The organism is Shewanella sp. c952, from assembly GCF_019654975.1.
Classification (GTDB): Bacteria; Pseudomonadota; Gammaproteobacteria; order Enterobacterales; family Shewanellaceae; genus Shewanella.
Genome location: NZ_BPEW01000008.1, coordinates 43,991 through 70,042, shown reverse-complemented (window position 1 = coordinate 70,042; position 26,052 = coordinate 43,991). Strand labels below are relative to the sequence as shown.

Sequence of the window (26,052 nt, the reverse complement as noted above, 5' to 3'; positions counted from 1 at the left end):
AAGCTCACACTATAACCATACTAAGGAAGGTTAAAATGAAAATGAACAAGATTTACCTTGGCGTTCTGGCGATCGCACTTATGGCTTGCCAGTCAACACCTAAAGAAGAAATAGTGCCAGTATTTAGCTCTGCAGTGATTGAAATTAATGCCGACGACATATCGAACTATTGGGTAGTGCAATATAAAAAACCAAAAATATATAACAGTAAACCCAAATGGTTGCCCAAAGGTGCGGGAGAGTGGGTTTATGAAGTTACTATCGATTCAAACGGAAAAGAGGTCGAGAAAAAGCTAATTAGCGCCACACCTGAAAACTATATGACTCAAGCAAAGCTTGACCAATTTCCAGTGAAAAATTATTCAGCCTCAAAAAGAAATCCCAACAAAACACCGATTAAATTTGTCACTAGCGCAAAGATAATGCCGGCGTCAAAGCTGTAAATACTGACGGAGCAAGCTTTGAGACAACATAGCTTGCTCCAAAAATATTGAGCTTAAACTGGTGGTATCTCTCCAAAACGACCACTTTGATAATCATCAATAGCTTGACGGATCTCAGCTTGGCTATTCATCACAAATGGCCCCATGTGCACAATATCTTCCTTAATAGGTGTACCAGCCAAGATCAACACACCTGCACCAGCAGTGCTTGCAGTTAAACTGATCATCTTGCTTGAATCAACGATCAATAGCTGCTGGGAATGATAACGCTCACCACCTGTAACAAGTAACTCTCCGGAATAGATGTATAGACCAACAAAAGCATGCTGCTCTAACATCAACTCTGCACTGCCGCTTGCCTCAATGTTAACGTGGGCTATTTCCGCATTACCTGCGAGATCTTGAATAGGTGCAACAACAGACTGCCCTGCAAATTGCCACTCGCCTGCGAGTGCTCTAATTTGCGCTCCAGTTGAATTTCTCAGTTCTGGAATAGGTGTACTGGTCGTATCTTGGTAACGGGCAGGACGCATTTTTTCGCTAGCAGGCATGTTGAGCCAAATTTGAAAACCATGTAGGCCGTTATCGCTATCAGCTAACGGCATCTCGGAATGAATAACCCCACTGCCAGTGCTCATCCATTGCACATCTCCCGCTTGTATCGCTTTTACATTGCCGAGCTGATCTTTATGCTCCATACCGCCTTTAAGAATATAGGAGAAGGTTTCAATGCCGCGATGAGGGTGAGGAGGGAAACCGCCAATATAGTCAGCTTCCTCAGCAGATTTCAACTCATCTATCATTAAGAATGGATCAAGATTTCCACGAGTAAAATCGGCGATTCTAATGATATTAACCCCATCGCCGTCCATGGTTTTATGTGCTGGATATTGTTTGATTATGTTCATCTGTTTTACCTAAAGTATTTTCGATTGCCTTCAAGTTAACAAACAAATATTAGAATGAATAACGCGAAATACCGCAACATTCATTCTATTTAATCGAAGTGTAAACACTTACCTAATCGCCATTACACTTAGAAAGGATGATCCACCATTACCCAACCGTTAGTCGCTTCATCTGAATGAGCGATATCAAAACGAACCACCAATCCAGCCGTTAATGCTCTTAAAGATAAACCATAATCCACTTTTAAATCTGACAGTAATGTATTGGCGGTATACTCAGGAGCGACTCTTCCAGCCTCAACAAACCCTACAACTTGAAACCAATCTAAGCGTAAAAACTTAAGCCAATTAATGTCTTCAATGGGGTTATATTTCAAGGTATAGCGGTATTCTGCACTGGTATAAATGGCTGCTTTATCATGGAAGCGATTTTGGTCAAATCCACGCATACGATAGAAACCACCTAAGGTAGCCCCTTCATTATATGGAGCATTATTGGTAACTTGGCGTCCGCCCTGTTCATCGTACTCAAGCTCCCAAGAAGGTGAGTATCCAGTCCAAAAATTAAGTGCGAGAATACGTTGGCTTGCATATTCTGACTCACCAAATGAAAAGTACTTACTCATATCAAGATTCATAAAGGTCCACTCATTGTCTGAGTCTAACCAAGCTGCATCATGTGATACCGAGAAGTACTGGCTACTACCTGTGGATGGGTTAACAGAAAAATCGGTATTGTCATACAAAATCCCCAGCTCGATGGCGTGGATAGTGCCATCAAGTTCTTCATCGGCAAACTCAAAACTTTGGTACCGATTAAACTGCCGTAGTACCACCACTGTGGCTCCGCTCTCCAGTGGATTCCAACTATCACCACCGCTGGGATCTGAAACTAATAAGCCATTTTCAAGCTTATATTCCACCATGCCTTTATCTTTTGTCGCCCCGATAGGCAATGCGTACTCAAGTTTTATATCAAACCAATTAGAGGAGCCGTCTGCCTCTAAAAACTGTAAATTTGTGGAGTCGTTACTACCTGGTAGTGGCGTGCCTGCTGGGATAAACTCACGCCCTGCCCCAGCGTATGCGCGCTGATCGGGGTAATAACCAAGAAACCCATAAGTACTTAAAAAAAACCGTTCGGTTTTGGGCAGTTTAAAGTTCCAAACACCTAAGCCTACCCCTCTACTAACATCACCGCCAAACACGGTGCCACCAATCGTCATTTGATCTTGGAAATATCCACTCAACATACCGCCTAGACCAATATTAAGCCCCATAGAGTCAGAGTTAAAAAAATAGGGAAGCAGCAATTTTTCCTTCACATTATCAGGAGTTTCAGCTCTATCTATTGACGTTTTTACATTAGCAGCAGGTGCAGCCAACACATTAACGGGTAACGAGATACCGCAACAAAGTGAAATACAACAAACAAGACGCATATCCATATTTACTATTTTCATGGCACTTCCCTTAAAAATGACGTAAAAGCGACTTAGCTTTGATGTGACTCGTCGGAAATAATTTTTGCAAAATCTATGACCTATACTTATAAAAAAATATATCACCGTCTATTGAATATATTTTGCTTTTAGTAGGTCTATTATACTAATCAGTATTAGAAGTTAAGCTACTCAGAGTGTTTTTTAGCAAACTGACTCAACTGGATAAATAACATAATGGTTGTTCTCTCATGAGTTTATTCGTTGCCGAAGTCGCAAGCCATCAATACTCAATACAGGCGATTAAATCTTTATATTGATTGGTATTACATTAAAACATAGCAGGATTAATAGTATGACTCGACAAATATTCATAATCATAGCGCTAACATTTTCAACATTGGCATTTTCAAGTAACTCGTTTGCCGCAGACTCAACTGCCAAAGTCGGCCAGACTGACGGTGAAATAGCGATGCTTAATGGACAAGCAATGGCATGGGTGGCAGAGGATGAACAGTGGCTTAGTATTGAAGGCTTTTGGCAACACTGGGCCGACGGCCGCGGTGGTATTACATGGGGACGCAGTAAAGACTATCCGCCTTACGAACAGGTCAAAGAGCAAGATACCTTTCTAGTCGAACTCAATGGCGGCACTTGTTTAATGGAATTTTGGCATAGCCGCTGGCGCCGTGCCAATGATGTCCGCCGCTGGGATGATGGCTTTAATGACTACTCGGCTTGCCCACATGTTTTCGACTAGAGAGTGGGCTGTGAAATAACACACTCTTTGCTATCTAAACGCTGCTTGAGTTAATTATTTAGCCACTAGTTTCCAACAAGATCACACCTTTTAACGAAACTTCTGCTGCGCTGATAATAGTCACGTAATATTTCTGACTAGTATCAATACCTCACGTCGTTATCAGCGAGCTATATTCATTTATGTCAGAAACTTCATTTGAGCGGGCAAAACGCTCGTTTATAGCGGCAATATGGGCCACGCTCGCCAGTATATCTCTTGGGCTGGCGTTTAAAATTTGGTTGGCACAATGGGTCGCTAAGAGCGATCTTGCACTCTACCATACCGTTGTCGATATCATCTCACTGTCGTTAATCCTATTAAGTGGCTTTCGAACCTCCATGGTGGTGAGCTTTTCGCAAACAAAAAATGCGCAAGACATTACTAATATCTTCCGTTACTCATTGATATTAATGGTGCTACTCACCTGGGGAATAGTACTGCCCTATATAAAGCATCAGCTCAAAATTGATGTTGAATACGTGCAGCTGGTCGGAATTATTCTTGGCATGGGCTTTAAGGTCTATTTCACCAATCAGATAGGCATGTATCGGCTGTACCACATCGCAAATAAGGCAATATGGATAGAGCCTATGGTGCAAATAATCCTGTTTCTGATCTGTTATTACTTACTGCAACAAACCGCGGTTTCATCACTGTTCTTTAGCTTAATGCTGTCGAGTATCGCCGTTGCAGGCTATATGTTTATTCAACGGCGTAAAGAGATTGCGACCACGCCACTTGCACCAGTACAACTTGACCCTGAAATGCGCAGTTTTGTGAAAAAAAGCATGTTGTCTTCACTCGAGGTAGGCGCAAGCATTTTAATGGTTTACATCACCGTTTTGCTAACCGTCGCTTACTTTACCGTTGATGAGTTGGGTGACTTCCAAGTCGTAGTGAGACCCTTGTTCGCCTATATGACACTATTATTTGTGTTCCCCGTCTATCGATATATTCTACCGGAAATAGCCCAATGTTTACGGCAGGGTCAACATCAACAGATAGCGCAAATGCGGCGCTGGTTTTACACCCTAGGTATTACTATTAGCACTGTATTTTTACTCGGTATGATTTTTTACAGCGAGGAGTTGGTCACGCTCATATTCCCAGCGACTTATGCTACTGCAGCCCCTGTATTGATGCACTTTGCACTGTTCTTTGGGTTTATGATGCTTAACGCCTTTCAGGTGGCCTATATCAAAGCCCATGGCCATTTTTTACAAAGCTTATCGATTAGAGTGGCTGGAGTAGTGACGCTAATCGTGATGTTTTATATTTTACGAATGTTCACAGATAACGTGGTTGCGGTGATACTTGCAATGGGTAGTGGCTACTTGATGATGTTTATCATCTCCAGCATCATTGAATACCGCCTTATCCAGCAACATAAACGTGAAGACTCTGAGTTGCCGCAGAGTAACAGCTAACTTTGCTGACCGTTACTGTGGCGTCAACTGCTCACAAATCGTATCGATAAACCATTGATAACGACTTGGCAGCTGGCGTTGCTTTTTGCTGACCATATATAGTTCTTCAGCCACTTCAGACAACGTGTTAGCAACAAACAAGGGCTCAGGATATTCATCGACAACGATTTGCGGCAGAACGGTGAAACCTAAACCTTTTGAAACCGGTAATAAAATTTGGTTTAGCTGATTAATGTAACCACGCTGCTTAAGCTTACTCATACCGACAAACTCATTGCCAAACTGTGCACTCAGTAGTTGCTCAGCGTAATAATGGCCATCAGGATGATTGATAAAGCCTATATTTTCCAGCAATGCCAGTGTGACTTCATGGCCTTTAAAACTTGGCGGTAGCACTAAGCATAGCGCTTGCTTGCCTAAATAAAGCTGATTCAGTTCCAACGATGATTGCTGCTGCGTGACAATACCGATATCGACGCTATTATCTAATATGCTTTCTATAATTCGACTATTCGGAGCGGCTTCTAAAGCAACCTGCAGCTGCTCATGTTGCAACTGGTACTGGACAAATCGCGGATAGAAGTGCATTGCTAGGGCTCCGGAGCAAGCAAAGCGACACGTTCCGGCATGGGGCTCATCGGTCTGCAGCATCTGCAATAGATGCTCCTCTTCGATTATTTTAGTTTTTGCATAGGATAACAACTGCAAGCCAGCGTCAGTGAGCTCAAAGCTTTTACCTATGCGAGTTAACAATAGAGTGCCAACTTGGTTTTCAAGCTTATTGATATGCTGAGTAACCCCAGGCTGTGTCATAAACAACTGCTCTGCTGTGCGAGTAAAGTGCCCTACCTCTGCAAGTGTAACGAACGTTTTAAGCCACTGTGGATTCAGCATCGCTATCTCATCAAATTAATAAACTGGCTAAATCATAACAAAATATAATTAAAATTCCATTTGATGATAACTAAAGTCCCAACTCATCGTAGCAAGTGACTTAGAGTCACTGTGGTTTTAGAAAGGCTGATAACACCGTCCTTTGCTACACGACTAAGCGAACGACAAAGCTACAGCGTCTTAGGTATTATTGCCTCAGCATCTACAAACACCTGATTACGACCATTTTCTTTAGCTTTATAGAGCGCCATATCAGCAATAGCGGCGAGCTTTATCATATCGTCAGACTCTGTAGGAATAATGCTTGTTACCCCAACACTCACAGTGACATAAGGACGAGTTGTAGAGCTAGCGTGGCTAATATTTAGTGCGGCAACATTTGCACAGCAGCGCTGCGCGGGTGATAAGCAATCTCGAGTATGTGGCAAGATCACCACAAACTCTTCACCACCATACCGCGCCACGACATCACTGGGTCTATGTAGGGCTTCAGCGATTGCTTGAGCGACTTTAACTAAACATTGATCACCAGCAAGATGACCATAGGTATCGTTGTAACTCTTAAAATTATCAATATCTATCATCAGCAATGCTAATCGCGTTTTATTTCTAATCGCTAACTGCCATTCCCGCTCAAAGGCATCATCGAAGAAACGACGATTACCGATGCGGGTTAAACTATCGGTCATAGACAGTGCTTCAAGTTTTTTCTTAGCCAGATTTAGATCCCGCGTACGCTCAAGCACCTGCATATTAACCATATGACTGTGCCTCATTATAAAGAACACATAAATGGCCAGCACCAGACTGCCTAATATGCCAAACAGTGCAACTAAATAGGGAAATGCTGTTCGTCGCTCTGCAATATAGCCTTCACTCGGCATAGCATGAATTTGCCACTGCCGGCCGCTAAAACGGGTCAATGGACGTTGATAAATTATCTCACTATTACTCTGATGTAAGGTAGTAGAAACGTCACTAGACAAATTACTGTAGAGCGACTGGTGCTTATCGTTGCTTATATCTTCTAAGGTATAATAGATCCCTTGAACCCAAGTTCTCTTTATCGCGCTATCGAACATGTCTGCCACTCTAAAAACGCCTGCGACAAAGCCTAACAATCGTTCTTGTCGTTTCAATAGCGTATTGGGTTCACCATCATAGATGGGTAAAAATACATAAATAGAATTCTGCTCACTGGCCTGTACAAGTTTAATACCAGCAGAGGCCATGGAGGAGCCCAAATCTCGAGCATTATTGAGCACTCTCATTAACGTTGGATCAGAGGCTAAATCAAACCCTAGCGCATTTTCATTGCCAGAAAATGGCTCTAGATACACCACAGGGAAATGGATGGAGCGAGTTTTAGCTGTTACCAAACTCTCATCGTTGCTCCGTTCGGTAAACTCAAAATCTTCGTAAGAGTTTCGTTGGTTATTTTCAACCGAGAGACGCTTGCGCGTATCAACTTTAGGGATCCACTTTAAGGCTTGAATATTTCGATGGCGCAGAAGAAAGCTGGTAGCGACCTGTTTAAACTCTTCAGCACTGACATGATCAGAGCTAATAAAGACCCCTTTAAGGGCATAAAGAACCTCAATATTGAGCATTACCTCCTGCTCTAATACCTGTGCTTTATCATCAATATCTCGAGCAAACTCGACTTCAATAGTTCGAGTTTCTTCAACGTAAAGACGCTCACCAATGGCCAGGGAAATGACAATACCCACTAAGGTTGCAAACAGTAAAACTAACAACGAAAAGGTTTTCATAGCGCTCACACAAGGACAGTGATATCACTTTAAAGGCCGCCTTTGGCGGCTCTTAGTATTCTTTTTTCAAAACGTCACTTAACCCCAAGGCATATCGACATATATTCGAACTAACGTGTCGTGATCCCAAGGCAAAATAGCTAAATAGTCAGCATCGTTTTTGTCGCGATTATCAAATGGGTCTAAATTATACTCAGAGTGCTCAACACTGAGCTTTACCTCGCTGTCCTCAATCCAACTATCGGAGTGATAGCTAAAAACGGCTGAATATTTGTTTTCCAACCAGTTACTGCCGTCATTCCATGTTTGAGCGCCCGCATAGATATCAAATGATTTCCCCAGCATGATTTTTGTATCAGCCGCAACGGTGTAAGCGCCGGTTTTATTTTGAAAATCTTCACGATCATAGCCACGCTCTCTTGGCACATCATCATCAATCTCAAGCATATAATGACCACCGCCTAGCGTGAGTCCAGCATAAAACTTTTGATTGTCGAATCGAGCGACAATGGCTGGGAATAGTTTCGATTGTTTCTCAACCGAGCTTACGGTATTTCGCTTACCGTCCAGAGTTACCTGCCACTGCAGGTTCATTGTGGGAGAAAAGCGGTACAGATTGCCATCCACTGACCAAGCGGTTTGAAACCAGATAGGGATATGATCAGGATCGAGCTTATCTTTATCGTCATCGATAAAAATATCAATATTACCTTTCCAGCTAATATTGGACTCAGTAACATGCTCAACAAAAAAGCCTGCATGGGCGCCCAGAGTATGTGAGTCAACCTGCTCTACTATCGTATTATGGCCACCAAAAGCAATTCGCCAATCAGTGCCTTCTGCTTTGGCAGTTAGCCCCATTCCAGCAAAAACAATCGAACCTATAATTATATATGATGGTGTATTCAAATCCGTTTCCCCCAACATGACTTTTTAGTTTTAACACTGAGCGCTTCGACTCAATGATAAAAACTCAATATCTTGCTAAAATTTAACACAAGTAGTTAGCTTAATCAGGTTAATCTTAGTCGTGATGTCTATGAAAAGCTTAAATTATTCATAACGAACGATGATGTCATCTAAAACATAGCCGTTACTCGCTATTAATACATGGTTCAGCAATGCCATTAAGTTCCTGCAAAAATTAAAAATCTATACGAATTCAATCTAGATTGTGAAGCACTACAAACTTTAATGTGAAAAATTTCGATTCTCATCTAAAGCATTATATATGTCACACTCTAGTGCATGTCAGAAAGGCAAATTTAAGTCATAATTAAGCATCTGGTTTTATTCTTAACAAAAGTATACAGATCCTGTTTGAACATGCAGGGTGCAGTGGGTGTTTAATGGGCTTTAATCACGGCATTAATTGCCACTAATGGTTATTCCCTTGATAAAATAAATAACACAGCGTAAGCCCAATAAAACCAATCGTAGAAGGCATCTTCAAGTAGGATTGGTATACATAAATTAGTGTAACGGAAGCTTAATAACTGTATTTTTCGTTACTGCACAACCTTGTCTATAAAGATAAAGGTCACTTTGAGGACATTAGCTTGATTAAATATATCGCTTTAGCACTTACCTTAGTTGTTGCTCCAATGAGCAGCTTTGCCGCACAATTCGTTGAAGGTAAACACTTCACCGTCGTTAGCAATAAAGCACCAAGCAGTGAGCCTAAACTGACTGAGTTTTACTCGTTTTACTGCGGTAACTGCTTCAATATGGAAAAGATGTACCTACCAGACATCAAAGCCAATCTAAATAAGCAAGTGGCCTTTGATAGCAAGCACGTTGATTTTGCAAACACTGAAATCAACACTGAAGTCATGCGCTCTCTTGCTGTGATTCAAACTTTGGATAATCCAAAGCCATTAACTGACGCGATGTTTAAAGTTATTCAAGGCGACAACGGTGAGAAACACGATCATGGTGCTTCAGGACATAAACATGCTGAACCACTAAAAAGCCGTGACGACATCAAAGCAGTATTCGCTAAACTTGGCGTTGATAGCGCGCAATATGATGCAGCAGCTGACAGCAAAGAAACGAACGCTAAACTCGCTTTATGGCGCGCACAGCAGCAAGAGTTTAAAGTACAAAGTGTTCCAGCATTCGTAGTTAACGACAAGTATGCCGTTAACATGAGTTCTGTACGTACTCTTGGCGAGCTTATCGACCTAATCAACTACCTAGCGGTAGAACATAAGTAACCATTTACTTATGTTAAAGGCGCCTAAAGGCGCCTTTTTTGTATTTGTACCCGCTAAAATAGCTTCATTTGTACTGGATTAATAACTGCCGCCACCGTCCCAGCATGTTTTCCCAAGCTAGCTCGGTTACATGGCGTTGACTCTCGCTAACACCTATTTCAGTTCTCTTATTTACATTGTCTATCGCCTCGATGATCCCAATTACAGACAAAGAGGTAATAACCTCAAAGCCTATGCACTCTTCAGAATCAGGTAATTGATCGGCTAAGCCATCAATTGCGGGCAAAATAACATGTTTGCCAGCAGCAACGGACTCCATACAAGTGAGCCCAAAAGGTTCCCAGCGAGAAGGGATCACCACCACATCAACAGTGCTCAGAAAACTGGCTACATCCTCTATTTCACCAATAAATCGGACTTGCGACTGGCACTCAACCAACTGTTGTAGTGCCTCTTTATCTTCACCATCACCCGCAATAGTTAAGGTGACTTCGGTATCAGGGAAATGAGCAATCGCTTTGATTAACAAATCAAAACCTTTTTGCTTAGTCAGCCGTCCATAAGCGGCCAACCGCAGCGGACTATGACGTTCTCTCTTAGCGACAGCCTTAAACAAAGCTAACTCTTTAGCCTGCCCAACTCGAGCTATTTTACTTTCAGGCAGCTGGCAAAAGCTCACCAACCAATCAGCCTGTTGATTAGAAACACTAAGCACCTTATCGACCACGGCATAACCAAGTTTGAGCATCCATTTAAAACGGGTAGCATTGTCCACACAATGGCCAACAAATTCACGGCTATAATGATGTTCTTGATACAAGATAGGCGTCGACCAATTGGCGACTTTCAATGCTAAAAGTGCAGGTATTTTTTTCCAACTCATTGCAGCGTGGATCACTATCACGGATGCGTCATAGTGACTAAATTTAGGCAGGTTAAGTTGAGTGTGAACTAACTGGAATTGAAACTCATGTTTCAGTTTTGAGGCCGCAAGACTTTCTAGTGCTATATTTACACCACCTAGTTTTGCATCGTCAATTAGCTGAATAACCTTTGGCCGCAATCGCCTCCCCTTCACTCACGAGTCCATAAGGATAAGTTAGTTTAAAGCCTTTAAAGATAAAAGCTTTGTTTCAGTATTAGTGACAATTAATTCCGGATAAAATCGAGCAAATGTAAACAAGCAAAGATAACATGCACGACGATAAAGCCAATAAAGCCTTTGGCACAATAGATGTGGTAACTACGCCACATAAGTGCGTCGCTAGAGCCTTGGGTTACAAACCACAGCGCCCCAGTAAGCCCCACAGCTAAGAATATTAGCAGCCCTAAGCCTTCGACAATACTAAAAAGGCCTCTACCGCCCGCAATAGGTAACTTACCTTTTACCAGCCCCTGCAAGTCACTTTTTAGTTGTGAAAAATCTGCTATTAGCCAAGGAAAGTACTGACGCCACTTTCCTTTTAAGCATGTGGTTATTAAAAATGAAACGGCGAGGAAGGCAGCGAATAAACCAAGGTAAACATGACTGAGATCCCAAAAGCTGGCATTATTTCTTAAACTCCGCCCCATCAAGATCCAACCACTGGTCAAGATGAGGTAAGCAACGCTAATAATAATCATGATGTGCTGACGCGCAACGAAAACGTTCAGAACTTTCTGTAATCTTGATTTAGCCATTCTCACCTCAAATTGGTAACTTAACGCCTCAAAACAACAAATTAGACCGTCAGCTGGTCGACATTATCAGCATAAGCCTCTACTTTTTGCCAATTGGTATATTCGATATTAGTATCAGCTTCAGTTGGCCCTTTAGTCATCCACATAATAAAGCGAATAATGCTTCGATCAACAACACCATAGCTTGGGTAATTGAGGTTACCACCAAACACTTCTACTTGTGCTGGAAGCCATGGAGACTTTTCAATGAAGGCCTGCATGTAAGGATTCGTTTCTGCTGTATTTTTCAATGGCTTTCTTGCAACCAAACTGACCGAGAAAAAGCTACTAGGCTTCTGCTCTAACAGTGTTTGATTGGCTTCAATAAAGTCATAAACAGCGGGGTTATGCTTACCATGACGAATGCTTGCACCGATAATGATTTTGTCAAACGCGGCCAAATCAACGGTTTCATCGATACTAACGGCTTTAACTTTATTGCCTAAGGCTACCAGCTTATTTTCAAGATAAGCACAAATTTTGCGGGTCTGGCCATGTACGCTTGAATAAACGATAAGAATATTGCTCACCAGATGCTCCCCTATAGGTAAAATTTAATTGGGTTAATCATAGGTGAAAATCGAGTATTTTTAATTGAATCAGATCACGAGCTTCAGTTCGAGAAGCCGCTTTAACTTTACCTACCTCACAAAATCAAAAAAGGGAATACACAAATTTCGTATTCCCTAAGCGACTTAATACTTATATTTTATAGAGACATTAGAAAATCAATAACTTGAGTTCGCTCCGCAGCCGTTAGCGCCATAAAGTCATCGGTGCTTTTTTGCGCTTCTCCGCCATGCCACAAAATGGCTTCTTCAAGTGTTGCTGCACGACCATCATGTAAGAAACCAGCTTGAGGATTAACAGTTTGAGTCAGGCCTATTCCCCACAGTGGACGGGTTCGCCACTCATTGCCGTCGGCAAGAAAGTCAGGACGACCATCCGCCAACTCGTCACCCATGTCATGTAACAGCATGTCAGTAAAAGGATAGATAGTCTGGCTCTTGTGCCCCGCAATCATCTCTGTGCCACCAATGTCCCCCGAAGCTTTAGTGACAAAGCTAGGCGTATGACAACCACTGCAGTTAAGTTGTTCAAACAGACGCGCACCTTCTCGAACATCTGGGTCAGTAACATTGCGTCTTGCTGGTACAGCTAATGTTTCAGCGTAAAACACGACAGAGTCACTAAATTCAGCACTCGCTTCAGGTTCACCATCAATCCCCTCACCTGTATCGGTAAAGCCGGTGCGCACCAAGTAATCATCATGCAGTGCGGTACCTTTAATGCTTTCATCGGGAAATAACGGGTTAGTGATACCTATATCCCCCCGCAATGCACCTAATGACTGCACTCTGACGCTTGGTGTGTTGGCTTTCCAGCCAAAGCGACCTAGCGATAACGGATTACTGTCCCCGTTTTGCGCTTTTACAGCATCAAATACGTAGTTAGCACGCCCAGAAATGTCATCATTATTACTGTCTTCAGCATCAACATTTGCCACAATATCAACTTCAGGAATAGCTTCTAAAAGACCTAAACCAAACACAGGCATACCATTACGCCAGCCCATGAGCACATCGTCTTGAAGCAGATTAGAGGTCACATTAGAGCTTGATTTGGTTTCACCCGGTGCGTCATAAGGGTTCTCTACATCAAATAGCGGTTTCTTTAGCGTCACACTCGTGCCATCAGTATAGGTAACCGTTTTTGTCTCATAAGACAGATAAACATCTGCCTGACCAATAAACATGTTTTGCTGCCAATCAGAGCGCGCTTTTAACACGCCACGATGAAATAACTGACCGCCAAAATCTGGTACTGCAATGGGTGCACAATAGTTATTTGCCGCAGTACCTGTAACACATGGCTCATCAGGTGCTTTACTTATCCTAAGAAAAATACCAGCTTCAGAGCCCAGCTTAACTCTGGTTTCACCCGCAGCAACTTGCGGCGTTGAATTACGACCATCACGTTGATGACAAGAGTTACAGTCGGCATTATTAAATACTGGACCAAGACCATCTAAATCTGGATGCGCTGGATTCGGCGCGGTTGTAAAAGCGGTTTCAAAGCCAAGATCACCATCCAAATGTAACGCTAGTTCATCAGCAGTTAAATTCGGTGCAGGTGTTGAAAAACCATGACCGGATTCAGAGGCATCATAAGTTGTAGTATCACCGCCACTGGCTGTGATATCGGTATAGCTAGGGTAGACTTTCTCTTCTGGCGTTGGTGTCGTCTCATCATCACCGCTACCACCACATGCCGACAAGCTCAATATGCCAGCGAAAGCTAAAGCATTAAGCTTGGTAAAATTGACACTGAATTTATAATTTTTATTGCGCATTGGCTTTACCACACACGTTTTACCGTCGGTTTAGTTTTTTAGGCTAGCTAGCAGTTAAAGACTAAAGCACCGGTGATTAACATGAAAAAGGCATAGGGATTAACCCTATGCCTTTTAAAAAGTCACTTATTTACACTTTCCACGTCTTTAGTAGTGGAAGTACATCTGACTCAAGACTTGTTTGCAGTTTTGATAATGCATCAACTGCTGTTTGGATGCGTGTGCGACCTTCAGTATCAGAGATAGCTTGACGGAATGGCATGTCATTTGAGCCTTCAATTGCTTGAATAGTCAAAATAGCATTATCAATTTCAGTGCCGACACGCGTGGCTAAGTCTTTATCAGCTGCGGCAACAAAATCAATAATACCTTGCTTGTCTGCAGCACCTGTTAGCTCACCTTGGTAGACATTACGTACGCCAATAATGTTATTGCTAAAGTCAGTTAGCGAGTTCCAAGAATATTGCGACTCAACTTTTGAGGTATCAGCCTTAGCGACAGTGTCACCAAATGGATCGGCAATCTTACCGTTACCCACTTCATCCACAATACCGATCATGCCATTAATTAACTCTTCAACAACACCAACGTTTGAGCTGTAGAATGTATTACCGTCACTACCTGGTTTTTTAAGTAACTCACCATAAGCTTTGCCACTGCTAGCATCATGGCTAACAACCCATGCATCATCGAGGTCTTTAGTGTAATCACGGAACACTTCAGCAAGACCCATTAAATAGTCACGTTCATTAGCCGTTAGCTCTGCAATGGCTTTAGTGTTATCTGCGACACCGTCACCAAATAGTAGGTATTCCATAGTATGGAAACCTTGCACGTCATCATTCCAACCTTTGATGGTTTCCGCATCAAAGCCTGTCGTTGTAGATAGTACCGTTGTTAAATCAATGGTGTTCAAAGGCCAGCTATCCAAATGCGGATCAATACCCATTGAATCTACTGGACCGAAGATGTGTGATTCGCCCTGTTCCCAAGGCTGACGCGCCGCTTTCCATGCATCTTGTGCTGCTTCTAAATTCGCTTGGGTAGGGGTTGCAACCAATGTTTGCGTTGCGAGTAACAACGCTTCACCTTCACCCGCTAAGTCATTGTAACCGGCAACGATGACGTCCTCTGTAAGGTTGGTCACCATCTCAGTGGCATCGAACGAGAAAGAGTCATCAGGTTCAGTTGTTGGTGTACTGTCAGAACCAGAACCACCACATGCAGCAAGTGCAGAAATTAACGCGATAGCAACCGCTGAATGAGTAAATTGTTTCATTAAAAACTCCATTTTTTATAACTTAGGTAAATTAATTAAGCTAACTTGTATTTGATTGTTTATAGCGAGAACTGGTAGCCCACGCCCAGCGCAAAAAAGTTAGTATCAGGGATTGAAGACACAGCAACTTGCTGCACACCCGCTTCAGCCTTGATGACAATCTCTGGAATTGGGAAATAGTTGATACCACCACTAATCCAGGTATTTTCGTATCGCTTCGTGGCGATGCCCGATTCAACCTCTTTAAGCGGATTTGAATAATCGATATTGGCAAAAATAGTGACCGGAATAGAGGTGAAGTGGCTTAAGTCAACGCCCGCTTCTACAAAGAAAGCTTCAGATTCGCTGCCTAGCTGAGCAAAGTTGCCCGGCTTTAAACCTGGGGTTGTTTTGTTCGCTTGAGTAATGGCATCAGAGTCGCTCAAGGTCCCGTTAAGGTATTGACCGCGAAGGATCCACGGACCTTCAACGTAGGCGCCAGCAACCGATAAAATACCCACGGTACCATCGGCACTCATCTTGTTAGTTTTATGACGGTTACCACTGGTATTACCGTAGTAATACGAAACACCGACAGCCGAACCGCTTTTAAAATTGCCGTAATCTAAACGTACGACGTATGCCAGATCATCACCATTAACATGCTCAAAGCGTTTTTGGTGACCAGAAGCAACCCAATCGTAAGTGCGGAAGTATTCAGAATTTAAACCGCTGACAACCTGCGCTTGATAATGGAAGTTAGCTATTTCACCAAAAACACCAATACCGTTTTCATTCCAGACAGCTGGAAGCATTGCAGCCTCACTTTTGTGACGCTGAACAGTAAGATATTGATTAGGCTTGTGCAGGGTGCTACTCAAACCAACAGGTAGGTGGATATTACCGAACTTAACGCCAAAGGCATCGCTTGGGCGATAACGAATTTGCGCTTTCTCTATCATAACTTCACCGCCAGCTTCGACTTCAGCTTCAAACTCGCCAAATTCATCAAAGCCGTCGTACTCTAAAGATGAACCAGTACCGCCATGCTCATATTCAATTTCAACTTCCATGTCCCACTCATCGTTAAACTGATAGCCAAACTCAGTCACAATGCGCTCTAAATCGAAGCGCCCACGACGTTCAGGCGTAGTGTCTTGGACATTGTCGTAGTACTCATCATTGGTATAGATGACACTACCGTAAGACTTAAAAGAGAATTTACTTAGCTTGCTTGATTCAGCTTGAACCGTTTCAATTGCAGCTTGCTGCTCTAACTGCTGTTGTTTCTGCTTTTCAGCCTGAACATTTTGCTGTTGCTGTTGTTTAGCCAACTCCTTAAGTTGCCCCTTCAAGGCCACCAACTCAGCTTCTTGCTTGGCAATCGCAGCGGCTAACACTTCAGGATCAGTTGCAGACATGGCATTGGCGCTGAACACGCCAGCGATGGTGGCGGCCAGTAGATTTAGCTTCACATGTTTTGACATGTTTTTCATAAAACGGCTCTCGATTAATTCTTGCTGGAAACCAGCATCCCTAATAATTGCCGCCAAACTACATCAAATGAGAACGATTTGCATTATTCTTTACAATACAATTTACATTAAACTTACATTAGCCAAAGCAAATTAACAGCGGTAACACTTATTCACCCAAACAATAAACTGTTATATTTCAATAACTAAATTTGACCTATATAGCAGATAGATTTAAAAATGGCAGTGGAGATTAAATTGGTGAAATCTGTAATTATTTAGCTATTACAAACTTGTTAACTAAAAATAGTGCCAGAGAGTGGAGCATACATAAGGCTTTACATTGGTAATATCACAACCAATATGCGCTGAATATGTACTTGTGTAGAAAGCACTTACACCAAGTCGAAGCTGAACACTTACCACGTTGCAAAGCAGGTTTTGTGTAAGCAACTCATACCCAACTCGTTAGATTACAAAGCCGAAATTAGGGCAAGTAAAAATGGAGAACTTCAGCGTGATTAATGCAGCTAAGGATCTGGCGTCCGAAAAGCGAGAGTATTTTTAGGCATTCACATCTTTGTATTGCTTAATGTTAATTGGGTATATACTGCTCATCCTTTCGCCGTAGTACATGGATCGTTTCAATGAAGAATAACCCGCAAAAATTATTACTTTGGATGACATTCATCATGTCACTCGTGTTTGCCGTCTGGCAGGTGCTGCTTAACAATTTTGTCATTGAACGAGCACAGTTTACTGGTGCTGAAATTGGCATATTACAAAGTTTAAGAGAGGTTCCGGGCTTTCTAGCATTCACTGCTATCTTTGTACTGCTGCTAATCAGAGAGCAAACCTTTGCTTTATTATCGCTAACCTTATTGTGCGTGGGAGTTGCTATAACCGGATTCTTCCCACAAGTGCTGGGGCTATATATCACCACGGTATTGATGTCGATTGGCTTTCACTACTTTGAAACAGTTAATCAATCATTAACACTGCAATGGGTAGAAAAGAAAAACACCGCTGCCTTTTTAGGAAAAGCACTCGCGTGGCGAAGCGCAGCTGCACTATTGGGCTACGGCAGCATCTGGCTAGTGATGACTTGGCTACAGCTCGATTACCAATGGATGTATGCCATCATCGGTGTATTAGGACTCGTCATGGTCATCACTATTACGATGTACTTCCCGACGTTTCCTCAGGGTGAAGTGCAACACAAGAAAATTATTCTCAGAAAACGCTACTGGCTATATTACATGCTGACCTTTTTCTCCGGTGCCAGAAGACAGATCTTCATGGTATTCGCAGGCTTTATGATGGTTGAAAAATTTGGCTACAGTATCAGCCAGATCACCTCACTATTCTTAATCAATTACGTGGTAAATCTGTTATTTGCACCAGCCATAGGCCGCTTCATTGGTCGTATTGGTGAGCGTAATGCACTCACTATTGAATATGTTGGTTTAATACTGGTTTTTGTCAGCTATGCGCTAGTCGAGCACGCAGAAGCTGCCGCTGCGCTCTACGTGATTGACCACCTTTTATTTGCGATGGCGATTGCAGTAAAAACCTACTTTCAGAAAATTGCTGATCCCAAAGATATTGCCGCAACTATGTCGGTCAGTTTCACCATTAACCATATTGCGGCGGTCGTGATCCCTGCACTTCTAGGGCTTTTGTGGCTAACCTCGCCAGCGCTGGTATTTTACATCGGTGCAGGCTTCGCTGTTTGCTCACTGATCTTAGCGATAAATGTGCCTCGACATCCACAAAGGGGCGAAGAGGTAGCGTTATTTGGCAAGCTAGCACCACTGGTTAATGCAGACAAATAGCTAGACAATGAACGACTTGTTCGGCATAAAGATAACTGTAATGTTTACAAAGGACTCGGCTGATGGTTGAAACAGTGCAAGACACAAAAGTGCATACAGACAAACCAACGGTTATTGATAGCGCTAAATCAGCCGACGTGTCAGCAAGAAAGAAAGCACTGCTCCTAGGACGAATGCTTGGACTCAGCAGCGAAGGTGATTACCGGCCAAGTAGTGCTTCTATTACCGAACGCAGCGCGTATAGAGCGCAAAAGCTCGCTAACCAGTACCAATCAAATTTAGAAACCATCTATAAGATTGCCATAAGCCAAACACCATCTGATGTAACCGGTATGGATCTCGATGCCGATTGGGCGCACCAATTCTTTCAGCTTGCGGAGCAGATCCACAATCGCAAAATGCAGGAGCTTTGGGGGCGTATTTTAGCCAGCGAGATCACCAACCCAGGTAACTTTAGCCTCCGTACATTAACCACTTTAAAACAGCTAACCCACAAAGAAGCGCAGATATTGGAAAAAGCCTTAGGGATGTCAGTACTGGTTAATAATGAGAGCAAATTGAAACTAGTCATTGGCTTTAAGCATGCCGGTGGTTTAGGTCATCTATTTAAGAAGCCCACCCAAACCAATATAGCGTTATCACAGTTTGGCTTACCCTATTCCAATATTTTAACCTTGATTGAGGCCGGAATTTTACACCGCAGTGAACTAGAAACAGGTCTACTTAGTAGTAAAAAGCCGATTAACTTTGCGCTCAGTAACATCAAGCTAAAGCTTACACCCAAAAGTGGTCAGCTGTTCTTTAGCTATTATCGTTTTACGCCAGTAGGCGATGAACTTGCGCAGTTGATCCACTTCAATACTGACACCAGCTACATCAAAGCACTAAAAGCGGTATTTTCCCAAGATTTCAGGATAGATTAGCGAGTCATATAGTAAAGGACGCACTCAGTTGATAGTCGTTGATACCGAGCCTCGATTATTTACGGCTTTTGTTTATTAACCATCATAATCATGTATTTGCTAAATCGTCTCTGTCTGGTTTCAGGTTTCTTTGCGCTTGCTAGACCATGAGCGATTACATAACGACTCGATTTATTCAGCTTTTCAAAAAACTGCTTGGCTTGCGGCAGAGTCTCTAGTTCAGCTAAGAAATCTGCGGGCACCACCATCTCACTGACACGATAAGCACTCTCCCAGCGACCGTCCTCTTTAGCAGCCAAGACTTGTAGCAAGCCAGGCTCCCTCATCCGCCCTTCACTTACCAAACGTTCGACATGTTCAGTATTTCTTTTAGACCAGCTGCTGCGAGCTTTTCTTGGGGTAATACGCTGAAGATAAGCTTGCCCATCAATCGACTTCTTTATGCCATCTATCCAGCCCCAGCATAAAGCCTCTACTACCACATCATCCCAAGTCACGCTCTGAATCTTTGAACCTTTCTTAAATATCTTTACCCACAACTCTGTTTCAGTTGCGTGGTTTTCTTTGAGCCACTCAGCAAGTTTTTGCGCTGTCTCGAATGAAATAATTTTCGATAGTTCAGGTTTAGGCATCGACCAAGCTTCTCTTTTAGGAACATAACTTCATTTATGAGAATGAACATAGTAGCTTACTTAATTCACCTCTTTGTAAAAAAATCTGCCTCACAGTCCTCCTTTAACTTAACCACATATTTAGATTTCACAGAATTGCCACTCCCTGTTAGGAATTCTGCTGGAGTACTAAGCCAAGCCACCGTATAAACAAAATGCCATACATGAATCCATGTATGGCATTGTTTTCAGTTCAGCTTGAGTGGAAAACTAACCTGCAGCTTTTAGCTTAGCTCCATCAATCACCTGAATGGCTGCGAGATAGTCGAGCAACGCGCTAACTTGAGATGCTAAATCACCTTTATTGGTGTCTATAGTCAGCTCCGCCGCCGTTGGCGTTTCGTATGGCGCGGAGATCCCAGTAAAGTCTTTTATTTCACCCGCTCGGGCTTTTTTATAAAGTCCTTTAGGATCACGCGCTTCACAGACTTCTATCGGCGTAGACACATGAACCTCAATGAAGCGTCCCTCATCAAAAAGTGCACGAACGCGCTCGCGCTCCTCTTTAGTCGGCGAGATAAAAGCAGATAGCACCACTAGACCGGCATCAACCATCAACTTGGCAACTTCGCCCACTCGGCGTAGATTTTCATCTCTATCTGTAACACTAAAGCCTAAGTCTTTACACAGACCGTGCCTAACATTATCACCATCGAGCAAATAAGTATGAAAGCCTGCATCATACAGCGCCCGCTCTAATGCTCCTGCTAGCGTTGACTTACCAGAGCCAGAAAGCCCAGTAAACCAAAGTAACACAGGGCTTTGCCCTTTCAGCTTTGCGCGAGACTCTTGGTCAATACTATGTTGGTGCCAAACGATGTCAGACATAACCACTCCAAAACTTTAATCGAATAAATAACAATGCGCCAAGCTATCAGGTAACACGCTTAAGATTGAGTAAAATCTAAAACGGGAACAGCATTGGCACTAAAATAATGACTATCGACGAGTACAATACCGATAACGGTATTCCCACTCTTAAAAAATCGCTAAAACGATAATTCCCCGCGCTATAAACCATTAGGTTAGTTTGATAACCGTAAGGCGAAATAAAACTCGCACTCGCGCCAAATACAACCGCTAAAATAAATGGCCGAGTATCGACGCCATAATTCAAGGCGATGGCGTAAGCCACTGGGAAAGCGAGTGCTGCTGCCGCATTATTAGTAATAAGCTCTGTTAGCAGTAACGTTAAAAAATACACACAGACAAAAGCGGCAAAAACACCAAACCCATTGAGTGATGTTAAGATAAAGCTAGCGATATCATTTGCCAGCCCCGTCGATAACATCAGATTAGCTAAACTAAGTGCACTGCCTACAATAACAACCAGCTCAATAGGAAAGCGTCGCTTTAACTCTGTTAAGCTCACGGCACCGATAGCGACATAACTAATCAGCAGTAGCAGTAAGCCTTTAATCAAGGGTATAGCGCCTATAAGACTGGCAAAAATGGTTAACACAAAGCCGCCGAGCACCCAACGACTGCGTTTATTATCTAACCGAACACTCAAATCTAAACCACTTACCGCGACAAAGTCAGAGGCTAACTTGGCGTTATGGCTAAAACTATCGCCGGGAGTAATCAATAAAACATCACCCGCTTGCAGCTCAATATCACCAAGGCCACCTTTTAACGGGTGGTGCCCACGACGAATAGCCAGTACAGCACCATCAAAGCGCTCTCTAAATTTGGATGCCTTTAACGAGGCTCCAACCAGTTTTGATGTTGGAGAAAGCACTGCTTCAATGAGGTTCTGCCCTTTAGCTTGCTGCTTACCAAACCATTCAAGTCCATCAAACTGATGCAATAATTCGACCGATTCAACTGCACCACCAAAGCGTAATATGTCTTCACTTTGCAGCACTAGATGCGGAGGAACAGGGCAAATACGTATACCACTACGCTCAAGTTCAACTAAGTAAAGCTTTTTCAATGCACGTAAGCGGTTATCCAGTACACTCTTACCAATCAACTGCGACTGTTTAGCCACACGCGCTTCAAGCAGATAAGGTAAGTTTTCTTCTGCACTTTCTTCACGTCTATCGGGCAGCACATTGGCAAGCAATACCAGTAAACCAACGCCAAGCGTGACGATCACAACACCAATCAGTGAAAACTCAAAAAAGCCTAGGGGTTCCAAACCTGCGTTTTCAACAAAGGAGTTAACAATAAGATTGGTAGAAGTGCCAATCAACGTTAAGGTGCCGCCGAGGATGGCCGCATAAGACAGTGGCAGTAATAACTTAGCCGGTGCGTGTGACTGATTACGCCTCACCACACCAATTAAGGATGACACCACTGCAGTATTATTGGTAAACGAAGACAAAATAGCGGTTGAAAAGCCGAGCTTTGCCATGGTTGATGCTAATGAACCCTGACCTACCACTTGGCTGAGCTTGCCTAGCAATGACGTTTTCTCTAGCGCAGTCGTCGACAGAATAATCAGCACTAACGTCACTAAGCCTGCATTGGTGAAACTTGCCAATGCTGTTTCCAACTCCACCATTCCAAGAAGGTAAGTGGTTAATGCGGCGGTAAAAAATAGGGCTGCGGGTGTCCATATTCCAGCCATTAAGGCTGCAACAAGGACAAACAGTATGCTCGATAACACCCACAGCTCTGACACGGCTAGCCCTCTAACTTACTAATATCAAGTGCTTGCCAATGCGGGTACTGCTTACGGATCAGTGCATTAAGCTCAAGCTCAAAATCAGTAAACTGACTGCTTGCGGGCTTTGCTTTTGAAGTTGTCACAGCCATTACCGCTGCGACTGTCGCATTCGACAACCGATCGATTAAGATCATGCCACCGGTATCTCGGATCAAAGTGTATGGGTCGATGGCAATCGCTTCATTTAACTCAAGTGTCACTCGCGCCATATCATTTAAGCCAATAACGTCGCTATCTTTACGATCTAGCGTATTGATATCAACTAAATACTCGATATTCGCGACACTTGCTTGCAACTTTTTACCCGCCACTTTTAGATCATATAACTGGCCTACTTGTAGCGGCTTTTCGTCCATCCAAGCGATATCAGCGCTCACCTGATTAGCCAGCGTGGGTGCATCTTCAACTTGTGATAATAGATCGCCACGAGAAATATCGATTTCATCTTCAAGTGTTAAGGTTACCGCTTGTCCTGCGATAGCCTCTTGAAGATCACCATCAAATGTCACGATGCGCTCAACCTTGCTGCGCTTACCTGATGGTAATGCCACCAGCTCATCACCGACTTTAATAACCCCTGAAGACAGTGTGCCAGAGAAGCCTCTAAAATCGAGATCGGGACGCAATACATATTGCACAGGAAAACGCACTGGCAAGCTATTGAGTTCACGACGAGTATCGATAGTCTCCAATAGATCAAGCAAAGTACCGTCGGTGTACCAAGGCGTCTGTGTACTACGCTCTACGACGTTATCGCCTTTTAATGCTGATAACGGCACATAACGAATATCGATATCACCTAGCTGCGCCGCAAATTCAGCAAATTCAGCTTTAATGTCATTAAAAACTTTCTCGTCGAAACCAAGCAAGTCCATCTTGTTAATTGCAACCACAAAATGACGTAAACCTAACTGCGAAGCAATAAAGGCATGACGACGTGTTTGAGTTTGTACGCCATAACGGGCATCAACCAAAATAACCGCTAAATCACAGGTAGATGCACCTGTTGCCATATTGCGAGTGTACTGCTCGTGGCCTGGAGTGTCAGCGATAATGAACTTGCGTTTGTCACTTGAAAAGTAACGATAGGCAACGTCGATGGTGATCCCTTGCTCGCGTTCAGCCTGCAGACCATCAACAAGTAATGCCAGATCAATCTCTTCGCCGGTAGTGCCTACTTTAGCACTGTCACTTTTTAGACTGGCTAATTGGTCTTCATAAATTTGGGCACTGTCATGCAGTAAACGTCCTATTAAGGTGCTTTTACCATCATCGACGCTACCGCAAGTTAAAAAGCGCAGCAAACCTTTATGTTGCTGCTGAGATAAATATTCTTTCACACCTAAATCTTCAAGCTCAGCGGCTAAGCGGGTGTTGTTATTGACTGCTTGATTCATGAGTAATTCCTTTAAAATCTAATAAGGCTGTAACTTGCCGCGCTTAGAAGTAACCTTGACGTTTTTTGAGTTCCATCGAGGCACTTTGATCTGAATCGATAAGTCGTCCCTGACGCTCACTTGAGCGAGTTAACAACATCTCTTCGATAATCTTTTCTAACGTATCCGCTTCTGAATGCATTGCGCCAGTCAATGGGTAGCAACCTAGTGTTCTAAAACGCACTAATTCATCTTTAGCCGTTTCACCCTCTTCTAAAGGCAACCTATCATCATCGACCATGATCATCATGCCATCACGCTCAACAACCGGACGTTTTTGCGCAAAATACAGCGGTACCAGCTCAATGCTCTCTTGGTAGATATATTGCCAAATATCAAGCTCTGTCCAGTTAGACAGTGGGAATACACGTATGCTTTCGCCTTTGTTAACTGCACCGTTATAGGTACGCCATAGCTCTGGGCGCTGATTTTTAGGATCCCAGGTATGGTGCTTGTCGCGGAATGAATACACTCGCTCTTTAGCACGAGACTTTTCTTCATCACGGCGTGCGCCACCAAAGGCTGCATCAAAGCCATATTTATTCAGTGCTTGCTTAAGCCCCTGAGTTTTCATGATGTCGGTATGTTTTGCACTGCCATGGGTAAACGGACCTACGCCCATTTCAATACCGTCAGGATTTTTATGTACTAGCAATTCAAAGCCAAACTCTTTCGCCTGTGCGTCACGAAAGGCGATCATCTCTTTGAACTTCCAATCAGTGTCAACATGCAGCAAAGGAAATGGGATCTTTCCTGGGTAGAAAGCTTTGCGTGCAAGATGCAACATCACTGAAGAGTCTTTACCGATGGAATACATCATCACTGGGTTATCAAACTCTGCCGCAACTTCGCGGATAATTTGAATACTCTCAGCTTCTAGTTGTTGCAAATGGCTTAACTCTTTGGCGGCCATGCTAATTCTCCGTCTTCTTGATTCTATTGTGCTAAGCACATCTATTTAACTTGTTTGTTTAAATTCATTTCACAGCTTGGCAAGCCTTGAGGCTTAAACCAGTTCAAGCTATCAGCCAACTCGACCACCTCACCAATGACCATTAGAGCTGGCATGACAAGTTCTGGATCGGATGCTAATTGTTCAATATTATCGAGTGTACCAACAAAGGTGCGCTGCTCTTGAGTTGTTGCTTTCGACACGATAGCAACAGGAGTGTCTGCAGAACGTCCAGCGCCCAGCAAGCCAGCTTTTATAATGTTGGCGTTTAAGATCCCCATGTATACTACTAAGGTATTGTTGGGGTTAGCGTAGCCCTGCCAGTCCATAGGGCGGCTTTCTAGTTGGCAATGGCCAGTGATAAAACTCACCCCTTGCGCGAAATCACGATGCGTCAATGGGATCCCTGCATACGCTGCAGTACCGCTTGCGGCAGTGATCCCTGGGATCACTTCAAATGAGAGACCGGCTTCAACAATTGTTTGTAGCTCTTCTCCACCACGGCCAAAAATGAATGGGTCACCGCCTTTAAGGCGTACTACATTTTTACGGGTGTAGGCTTTGGTCACCAACAGTTGATTGATCTCGCTTTGCGCTGCACTATGCTTACCTGCACGCTTACCAACTGCTATCTTTTCTGCATTGTTGGGAATGAGCGCCATAATGTCTGCACTCACTAAAGCATCATAAAGCACAACGTCGGCGCTTTGCAGTACTCGATAAGCTTTAACGGTTAGCAGATCGACGTCACCAGGGCCTGCACCTACTAGCCACACTTTTCCACCTGCGGCTTGACCCGGTAAAGTTACAATCTCCATCACGCACCCTCACTCTAATTTGATAGCCTGAATA

At 43.3% G+C, this 26,052-nt stretch carries 23 protein-coding genes; 6 read left to right on the top strand and 17 right to left on the bottom strand.

Annotation, left to right across the window (positions count from 1 at the left end; genetic code table 11):
• The first annotated feature begins 35 nt into the window (after positions 1–35).
• Positions 36–443: a hypothetical protein gene (locus tag K5R16_RS08000; protein ID WP_220737019.1), complete on the top strand. Its 408-nt coding sequence runs from the start codon at positions 36–38 to the stop codon at positions 441–443.
• Between the two features lie 53 nt (positions 444–496).
• Here K5R16_RS08000 and K5R16_RS07995 read toward each other — a convergent pair whose 3' ends face one another.
• Positions 497–1,351 carry a pirin family protein gene (locus tag K5R16_RS07995; RefSeq protein ID WP_220737018.1) on the bottom strand — a complete coding sequence of 285 codons (855 nt, stop codon included), beginning with the start codon at positions 1,349–1,351 and terminating at the stop codon, positions 497–499.
• Positions 1,352–1,479: 128 nt separating this feature from the next.
• Positions 1,480–2,814: a BamA/TamA family outer membrane protein gene (locus K5R16_RS07990; protein WP_259649800.1), complete on the bottom strand. Its 1,335-nt coding sequence runs from the start codon at positions 2,812–2,814 to the stop codon at positions 1,480–1,482.
• Between the two features lie 334 nt (positions 2,815–3,148).
• On the opposite strand from K5R16_RS07990, the gene K5R16_RS07985 reads away from it, so the two are divergent.
• The gene (locus K5R16_RS07985) at positions 3,149–3,553 is read left to right on the top strand and encodes a hypothetical protein (RefSeq protein ID WP_220737017.1); all 405 of its coding nucleotides are present in this window, start codon (positions 3,149–3,151) and stop codon (positions 3,551–3,553) included.
• A 182-nt stretch (positions 3,554–3,735) separates the two neighbouring features.
• Positions 3,736–5,022: a hypothetical protein gene (locus tag K5R16_RS07980; RefSeq protein WP_220737016.1), complete on the top strand. Its 1,287-nt coding sequence runs from the start codon at positions 3,736–3,738 to the stop codon at positions 5,020–5,022.
• Positions 5,023–5,034: 12 nt separating this feature from the next.
• Here the strand turns inward: K5R16_RS07980 and K5R16_RS07975 are convergent, their stop codons facing one another.
• The 3 genes from K5R16_RS07975 to K5R16_RS07965 all read right to left on the bottom strand — a co-directional run bounded on the left by K5R16_RS07975 (position 5,035) and on the right by K5R16_RS07965 (position 8,597).
• Positions 5,035–5,916 (bottom strand): LysR family transcriptional regulator, encoded by an 882-nt coding sequence (locus K5R16_RS07975; RefSeq protein WP_220737015.1) that lies wholly within the window; start codon positions 5,914–5,916, stop codon positions 5,035–5,037.
• A 170-nt stretch (positions 5,917–6,086) separates the two neighbouring features.
• A complete protein-coding gene (locus tag K5R16_RS07970) occupies positions 6,087–7,688 on the bottom strand; it encodes a diguanylate cyclase domain-containing protein (protein WP_220737014.1) in 1,602 nt (533 codons plus the stop codon).
• 78 nt (positions 7,689–7,766) lie between these two features.
• On the bottom strand, positions 7,767–8,597 hold the full coding sequence (locus tag K5R16_RS07965) for a hypothetical protein (protein ID WP_259649799.1): 831 nt from the start codon (positions 8,595–8,597) through the stop codon (positions 7,767–7,769).
• Positions 8,598–9,247: 650 nt separating this feature from the next.
• Here K5R16_RS07965 and K5R16_RS07960 point away from each other — a divergent pair.
• A complete protein-coding gene (locus K5R16_RS07960; protein ID WP_220737012.1) occupies positions 9,248–9,904 on the top strand; it encodes a thiol:disulfide interchange protein DsbA/DsbL in 657 nt (218 codons plus the stop codon).
• Positions 9,905–9,968: 64 nt separating this feature from the next.
• Here the strand turns inward: K5R16_RS07960 and K5R16_RS07955 are convergent, their stop codons facing one another.
• The 6 genes from K5R16_RS07955 to K5R16_RS07930 all read right to left on the bottom strand — a co-directional run bounded on the left by K5R16_RS07955 (position 9,969) and on the right by K5R16_RS07930 (position 16,721).
• Positions 9,969–10,967: a glycosyltransferase gene (locus K5R16_RS07955; RefSeq protein WP_220737011.1), complete on the bottom strand. Its 999-nt coding sequence runs from the start codon at positions 10,965–10,967 to the stop codon at positions 9,969–9,971.
• 86 nt (positions 10,968–11,053) lie between these two features.
• Entirely contained in the window at positions 11,054–11,584 is a 531-nt protein-coding gene (locus K5R16_RS07950) for a cytochrome b/b6 domain-containing protein (RefSeq protein WP_220737010.1), read from the bottom strand.
• Between the two features lie 41 nt (positions 11,585–11,625).
• A complete protein-coding gene (gene hemG, locus K5R16_RS07945) occupies positions 11,626–12,153 on the bottom strand; it encodes a menaquinone-dependent protoporphyrinogen IX dehydrogenase (protein ID WP_220737009.1) in 528 nt (175 codons plus the stop codon).
• A gap of 179 nt (positions 12,154–12,332) precedes the next feature.
• Entirely contained in the window at positions 12,333–13,976 is a 1,644-nt protein-coding gene (locus tag K5R16_RS07940) for a di-heme oxidoredictase family protein (protein ID WP_220737008.1), read from the bottom strand.
• Positions 13,977–14,106: 130 nt separating this feature from the next.
• On the bottom strand, positions 14,107–15,255 hold the full coding sequence (locus K5R16_RS07935) for an imelysin family protein (protein WP_220737007.1): 1,149 nt from the start codon (positions 15,253–15,255) through the stop codon (positions 14,107–14,109).
• A 59-nt stretch (positions 15,256–15,314) separates the two neighbouring features.
• A complete protein-coding gene (locus K5R16_RS07930) occupies positions 15,315–16,721 on the bottom strand; it encodes a hypothetical protein (protein ID WP_220737099.1) in 1,407 nt (468 codons plus the stop codon).
• A 635-nt stretch (positions 16,722–17,356) separates the two neighbouring features.
• Here K5R16_RS07930 and K5R16_RS07925 point away from each other — a divergent pair.
• On the top strand, positions 17,357–18,544 hold the full coding sequence (locus tag K5R16_RS07925) for an MFS transporter (RefSeq protein WP_220737006.1): 1,188 nt from the start codon (positions 17,357–17,359) through the stop codon (positions 18,542–18,544).
• A 62-nt stretch (positions 18,545–18,606) separates the two neighbouring features.
• Positions 18,607–19,467 carry a TIGR03899 family protein gene (locus K5R16_RS07920; RefSeq protein ID WP_220737005.1) on the top strand — a complete coding sequence of 287 codons (861 nt, stop codon included), beginning with the start codon at positions 18,607–18,609 and terminating at the stop codon, positions 19,465–19,467.
• Positions 19,468–19,526: 59 nt separating this feature from the next.
• Here K5R16_RS07920 and K5R16_RS07915 read toward each other — a convergent pair whose 3' ends face one another.
• The 6 genes from K5R16_RS07915 to cobA form a co-directional block, all read right to left on the bottom strand.
• Positions 19,527–20,099, bottom strand: a complete 573-nt coding sequence (locus tag K5R16_RS07915) for a YdeI family protein (protein WP_220737004.1) — start codon at positions 20,097–20,099, stop codon at positions 19,527–19,529.
• Between the two features lie 249 nt (positions 20,100–20,348).
• Complete coding sequence (gene cysC / locus K5R16_RS07910) at positions 20,349–20,966, bottom strand: adenylyl-sulfate kinase (protein WP_220737003.1); 618 nt, start codon at positions 20,964–20,966, stop codon at positions 20,349–20,351.
• A gap of 76 nt (positions 20,967–21,042) precedes the next feature.
• Positions 21,043–22,767, bottom strand: a complete 1,725-nt coding sequence (locus tag K5R16_RS07905; RefSeq protein ID WP_220737002.1) for an SLC13 family permease — start codon at positions 22,765–22,767, stop codon at positions 21,043–21,045.
• A gap of 2 nt (positions 22,768–22,769) precedes the next feature.
• On the bottom strand, positions 22,770–24,209 hold the full coding sequence (gene cysN / locus K5R16_RS07900; protein ID WP_220737001.1) for a sulfate adenylyltransferase subunit CysN: 1,440 nt from the start codon (positions 24,207–24,209) through the stop codon (positions 22,770–22,772).
• 43 nt (positions 24,210–24,252) lie between these two features.
• Positions 24,253–25,161, bottom strand: a complete 909-nt coding sequence (gene cysD, locus K5R16_RS07895; protein WP_220737000.1) for a sulfate adenylyltransferase subunit CysD — start codon at positions 25,159–25,161, stop codon at positions 24,253–24,255.
• 41 nt (positions 25,162–25,202) lie between these two features.
• Positions 25,203–26,018, bottom strand: coding sequence for a uroporphyrinogen-III C-methyltransferase (cobA, locus tag K5R16_RS07890; RefSeq protein WP_220736999.1), 816 nt, complete (start codon positions 26,016–26,018; stop codon positions 25,203–25,205).
• Positions 26,019–26,052: the final 34 nt, after the last annotated feature.

Coding starts and splice junctions, on each gene's coding strand:
- K5R16_RS08000 (WP_220737019.1), top strand. CDS start 36: ATGAAAATGAACAAGATTTACCTTGGCGTTCTGGCGATCGCACTTATG.
- K5R16_RS07995 (WP_220737018.1), bottom strand. CDS start 1,351: ATGAACATAATCAAACAATATCCAGCACATAAAACCATGGACGGCGAT.
- K5R16_RS07990 (WP_259649800.1), bottom strand. CDS start 2,814: ATGAAAATAGTAAATATGGATATGCGTCTTGTTTGTTGTATTTCACTT.
- K5R16_RS07985 (WP_220737017.1), top strand. CDS start 3,149: ATGACTCGACAAATATTCATAATCATAGCGCTAACATTTTCAACATTG.
- K5R16_RS07980 (WP_220737016.1), top strand. CDS start 3,736: ATGTCAGAAACTTCATTTGAGCGGGCAAAACGCTCGTTTATAGCGGCA.
- K5R16_RS07975 (WP_220737015.1), bottom strand. CDS start 5,916: ATGCTGAATCCACAGTGGCTTAAAACGTTCGTTACACTTGCAGAGGTA.
- K5R16_RS07970 (WP_220737014.1), bottom strand. CDS start 7,688: ATGAAAACCTTTTCGTTGTTAGTTTTACTGTTTGCAACCTTAGTGGGT.
- K5R16_RS07950 (WP_220737010.1), bottom strand. CDS start 11,584: ATGGCTAAATCAAGATTACAGAAAGTTCTGAACGTTTTCGTTGCGCGT.
- K5R16_RS07940 (WP_220737008.1), bottom strand. CDS start 13,976: ATGCGCAATAAAAATTATAAATTCAGTGTCAATTTTACCAAGCTTAAT.
- K5R16_RS07935 (WP_220737007.1), bottom strand. CDS start 15,255: ATGAAACAATTTACTCATTCAGCGGTTGCTATCGCGTTAATTTCTGCA.
- K5R16_RS07930 (WP_220737099.1), bottom strand. CDS start 16,721: ATGTCAAAACATGTGAAGCTAAATCTACTGGCCGCCACCATCGCTGGC.
- K5R16_RS07925 (WP_220737006.1), top strand. CDS start 17,357: ATGAAGAATAACCCGCAAAAATTATTACTTTGGATGACATTCATCATG.
- K5R16_RS07920 (WP_220737005.1), top strand. CDS start 18,607: ATGGTTGAAACAGTGCAAGACACAAAAGTGCATACAGACAAACCAACG.
- K5R16_RS07915 (WP_220737004.1), bottom strand. CDS start 20,099: ATGCCTAAACCTGAACTATCGAAAATTATTTCATTCGAGACAGCGCAA.
- cysC (WP_220737003.1), bottom strand. CDS start 20,966: ATGTCTGACATCGTTTGGCACCAACATAGTATTGACCAAGAGTCTCGC.
- cysN (WP_220737001.1), bottom strand. CDS start 24,209: ATGAATCAAGCAGTCAATAACAACACCCGCTTAGCCGCTGAGCTTGAA.
- cysD (WP_220737000.1), bottom strand. CDS start 25,161: ATGGCCGCCAAAGAGTTAAGCCATTTGCAACAACTAGAAGCTGAGAGT.
- cobA (WP_220736999.1), bottom strand. CDS start 26,018: ATGGAGATTGTAACTTTACCGGGTCAAGCCGCAGGTGGAAAAGTGTGG.